This is a genomic window from Halocynthiibacter namhaensis, assembly GCF_000812685.1.
In the GTDB taxonomy this organism is placed as follows: domain Bacteria; phylum Pseudomonadota; class Alphaproteobacteria; order Rhodobacterales; family Rhodobacteraceae; genus Halocynthiibacter; species Halocynthiibacter namhaensis.
The window spans coordinates 1-4,019 of sequence record NZ_JWIF01000039.1 but is presented as its reverse complement, the minus strand read 5'-3'; the positions used below and the strand labels follow the sequence as shown (position 1 = coordinate 4,019).

At 53.4% G+C, this 4,019-nt stretch carries 4 protein-coding genes, 2 pseudogenes and 1 other annotated feature; of the genes and pseudogenes, 2 read left to right on the top strand and 4 right to left on the bottom strand.

Translation table 11 applies throughout. The features are described 5' to 3' along the window. From RJ38_RS19215 to RJ38_RS06010, 3 genes and pseudogenes are all read right to left on the bottom strand, one after another. Nucleotides 1-607, bottom strand: a pseudogene (locus RJ38_RS19215) (IS3 family transposase); the annotation flags it as partial. Further along, complete coding sequence (locus RJ38_RS18465; RefSeq protein ID WP_082005655.1) at nucleotides 573-833, bottom strand: IS66 family transposase; 261 nt, start codon at nucleotides 831-833, stop codon at nucleotides 573-575. The gene RJ38_RS18465 and the pseudogene RJ38_RS19215, both read right to left, overlap by 35 nt. 106 nt (nucleotides 834-939) lie before the next feature. After that, a complete protein-coding gene (locus RJ38_RS06010) occupies nucleotides 940-1,959 on the bottom strand; it encodes a GlxA family transcriptional regulator (RefSeq protein ID WP_039017986.1) in 1,020 nt (339 codons plus the stop codon). Nucleotides 1,960-2,065: 106 nt separating this feature from the next. Between RJ38_RS06010 and RJ38_RS06005 the strand changes: the two genes are divergently transcribed. Further along, complete coding sequence (locus RJ38_RS06005) at nucleotides 2,066-3,106, top strand: hypothetical protein (protein WP_039017988.1); 1,041 nt, start codon at nucleotides 2,066-2,068, stop codon at nucleotides 3,104-3,106. 51 nt (nucleotides 3,107-3,157) lie between these two features. On the opposite strand, the gene RJ38_RS06000 is transcribed toward RJ38_RS06005, so the two are convergent. Next, nucleotides 3,158-3,646, bottom strand: coding sequence for a hypothetical protein (locus RJ38_RS06000; RefSeq protein WP_039017985.1), 489 nt, complete (start codon nucleotides 3,644-3,646; stop codon nucleotides 3,158-3,160). Between the two features lie 16 nt (nucleotides 3,647-3,662). On the opposite strand from RJ38_RS06000, the pseudogene RJ38_RS05995 reads away from it, so the two are divergent. Continuing rightward, nucleotides 3,663-4,019, top strand: a pseudogene (locus tag RJ38_RS05995) (transposase); the annotation flags it as partial. Continuing rightward, nucleotides 3,950-4,019 (top strand) — a sequence feature (AL1L pseudoknot). This feature is flagged as partial in the annotation. (Overlaps the previous pseudogene by 70 nt.)

The window sequence follows — 4,019 nt, the reverse complement described above, 5'->3', positions numbered from 1 at the left end:
ATGTTGAACGTGTGGTTGCTGTCCGTTGTCGCCTTGTATTTCTGGGTTCTGATGATCTTGATGCCATTCTCGCCCATCAGACGTCCGACCCTGCGATGGCCCACCGGTAATCCCAATTCTTGCAGTTCCTCGGTTATCCGAGGCCGCCCATAGCTTTGCAGGCTTAAGCGATGCTGTTCACGGATGTGAGCCAGGATCACCATATCATCGCGTTGACGCTGGCTCATCGGGCGAACCCGCCACGCGCGAAAACCACGTGATGTGACCCGCATAACTTTGCACAGGAACTCAACTGGCCATTCTTCTTTCCAGGCGTCGATGAACGCAAATCTCACCGGCTTTGGCCTGCAAAGAAGATTGCCGCCTTTTTTAACACTTCCCTCTCCTCGCGCAGCAGACGGACTTCCTTGCGAAGCCGCGTGTTCTCCTTCTCAACGTCTTCATGCGGTCCTGACATCAGGTCATCGTGTTGATGCTGTTGAACCCATTTGTTCAGCGTCGAAAGCCCAACCCCTAAATCTGATGAAAGTTGAGGCCGCGTTAAGCCACTCGTCGTCGCCATGCGCACCGCATCACGCCGAAACTCGTCTGTGTATCTCTTTGCCATTCTCTATCTCCTTCATAGCAAACATTGCTCGAAAGAGACCGGAACTAAACCGCGACAAGACCACTCGACGTTCATCAGCAGGCATTCCTCTAATTTGAGCCTCAATGCGATAGAAGGTTTTGATCTGCTTTATGCCCTCTTCTGCAATCGGGGCAACATTATTGACGGTCAGCTCAAACAACTTTCTGCGAGCATGTGCCCAAGGGCAGAACAGACATTCGTTCAAGACGCAGCATCCGTTACATTGGGCTCATAGTTGACTTTGACTACTTCACCTATGTCAGTTGCCCCCCACCTTCACTCCTATGTTAAGCAACACTCATCTCCCTCGATCACGCATCATCCCCCTGCGCCCAGCTTTTGCGAAAGGCTGAGGGTGATGTACCATAGCGTAGGCGGAAGCGTTGAGACATTTGGGTGGCGCTGTTGAACCCTGTTGCAGCGGAAATCTCGGCCACCGACATTTTGGTTTCGTTTAGCAAGGCATGGGCGCGGGAAATGCGGCTTTCGATGTAGAATTGGACGGGTGACGTGCCAAGGTTCTTTACGAACAATCGCTCTAACTGGCGGCGCGAAATGCCCACGTGTTCTGATATTTCTAAAATACTCATCGGCTCTTCCAAATTGTCATTCATCACCTGCATCGCTTTGATCAAATGTTGGTTCCGGCTGCGTAAAGCCACGGAATAGGCCGATTTCTGCACGGCGTGTTGATTGCCAGACCGAAAGTGGATGCACATATCAGACACGATCGCCGCCAGATCACGCCCGTGGCCGCGCTCGATCAAGTCCAGCATCATATCCGTCGCCGCACTGCCCCCCCCGCAGGTCATCAGATCACCATCGACCTCATAGAGGTTTTCCGTTGGAACAAGATCAGGGAAATGTTCAATAAAGGCGGGTTGGTTTTCCCAGTGTAGGGTAAAGCGCCGCCCTTCCAGAACGCCGATCTTGGCGAGGGCGAAGGCGCCAGTGCAAATACTGCCCAAACGACACCCATATGCACGCTGACGGCGGAGCCAAGACAAAGCGCGTTCACTCATGGTTTCGGCGGCTTCAATTCCCGCGCAGACAAAGACCTGTTCAGACCGTGCAAGATTGTCCAAAGTCGCGTTGGGCACGATCTCAATCCCGTTGGAACAGGGTACTGGAAGCCCATCTTCAGACAGGATAAACCAGCGGTATAATTCCTTGTTGGTGATTTGATTTGCAATGCGCAAAGGTTCGACCGCGGCACTGAAAGCCAGCATCGTCAGCTTGGGTAACAACAGAAAATAAACATCACGCGGCGCATGGTCGTAATCCATCAAAAAGCTTGCAGCACCCTTTGGCACAAAATTGTTTGATTTCATTTGCTTCCCTTACCCATCTGGCGAGGCACCAGATATTGTCCGCCCTTTGCATTCCGTGTACACTATCGAAAACAACAAGCAATTTACAGGCTGGATCTATCCTTTGATGACAGCACTTAAAGAGTACGAGCGCCTTGAAGCCACGGGCCTTTGGCGCGAAACCCCGCAAGCACAGCTTCGCGAGGTGATTGTGTCTTTCGGAAGCTCAACCCTGTCACTGAACTCAAAGTCGGATACCGCCCTTAGCCATTGGTCCTTAGCCGCAATTCGCCGCTTAAACAAAGGTACAATGCCCGCAATCTTCGCCCCAGATGACGACGGCAGTGAGACGATTGAAATCGACGATGAAGATATGGTCGCGGCGATAGAAAAGGTTCTGTCAGCCATTCGAAAACGTAAATCTCGCCCGGGCCGCTTACGCAAGACCATGGTCATTACCAGCATTTTGGCCGCCGCTGCCCTAGCCACGTTCTGGCTGCCTCAGGCCCTACGCTATCAAGCCACCCGCGTTTTACCGGCAGTCACGCGCGCGCAGATCGGCAAGAATTTGCTAGAAGAAATCCAGCACCTCGCGGGCAGCACCTGCGAAAGCCATAACGGTGTGCGCAGTCTTGAAAAACTGCGTATTCGTTTGGCCCTGCCCGGTCCTGCGTCACACAGTGATCCCGCACTTCGCCATGTGGCAGTACTGCGGTCTGGGTTGAACACCAGCCTCAATCTGCCCGGTGGCATCATTCTGTTGAATCGCTCTTTGGTGGAGGATTTTGAAGATCCCGATGTCACCGCTGGCTACATTATCGCGGAAGATCTGCGCCGCAGTAAGCGCGATCCTATCGCGGCCATGTTAGACCACCTCGGCATGTCCGCCAGCCTGCGCTTGTTGACCACTGGTAAGATCAACGCCCGTGATCTGCGATCTTGGGCCGAATTTATCGTTACCCAGCCGCGCCCAATGCCATCTAACGCCGCACTTCTCCAAGCTTTTTCAGACACCGGCGTGCGCGCTACGCCCTATGCTTGGGCACTTGATCCCACGGGCGAGACCACCCTGCCCCTGATCGAGGCCGATCCTTGGCCGGATCAGAACCCACGTCTCGTGTTATCCGACGACAATTGGGTGCGACTGCAAACGATCTGCGACCAATAACGCAAAAGCCCCACACAGAGGCGAGGCTTTTCAAAAGATTTTCAGATCGGCTTAGTCGCGGGTGATCACACGCAAGACAGCCACCAGAACGATGCCATATAAAACGTGACCAAAAAGAGCGACCCAAGTGATGCCGGTAAAGCCAAGGAAGAACGGCAACCCTGCAATGGTTGTAATCCCGCCGATTGCAAAGACCCAAAGACCAAACCCGTAGATTGCAGAAGGGATAAACCAATGGGTTTGCCCCACCACACGCGCCCAGATTGGCGCGAAGATAAACAGCCAGCCCAGCGGATAACCAATCAGGCCCACGAGATAGAAGTGCACGAAGTATCCTGCAAAATCACCACTTGGCAGACCCAAGCTGGACAATAGGCTGCGTGCCAAACCATGAGGTGACAGGTTCGCCCACCCCAATGCCGGTGAGATCATTTGTCCCCACAGATCAAAAGCATTGCTGGCGAAGAAACCCGCGACAAACATAAGGCCCAAGGTTTGGGCATTTATGAACCGCCCCGGTTTTACCGGAGAGTAAAACACTCCAAAGGTGAGCCCTATGACAAAGAAGAAACATACCCCCGCCTATCCGACTGAGCTGCGTGAACGTGGCGTTCGGCTTTTTCGAGAAAACCGTGTCAATTATTCCAGCGATTCAGCCGCACACAAAGCGATCGCGCCCAAGCTTGGCTGTTCCCCTGACAGCCTGCGTATCTGGTGCCAACAAGCGGAACGTGATGAGGGTCAGCGCGCAGGCCTGACAACCGAAGAAAGGGACCGCATCAAAGAATTGGAACGAGAGAACAAGGAACTTCGCCAGGCCAATGAGATCCTGAAGAAGGCGTCGGCATATTTTGCCCAGGCGGAGCTCGACCGCCCGTTCCGCAAATGATTTCCTTCATTGAGGATCATAGAG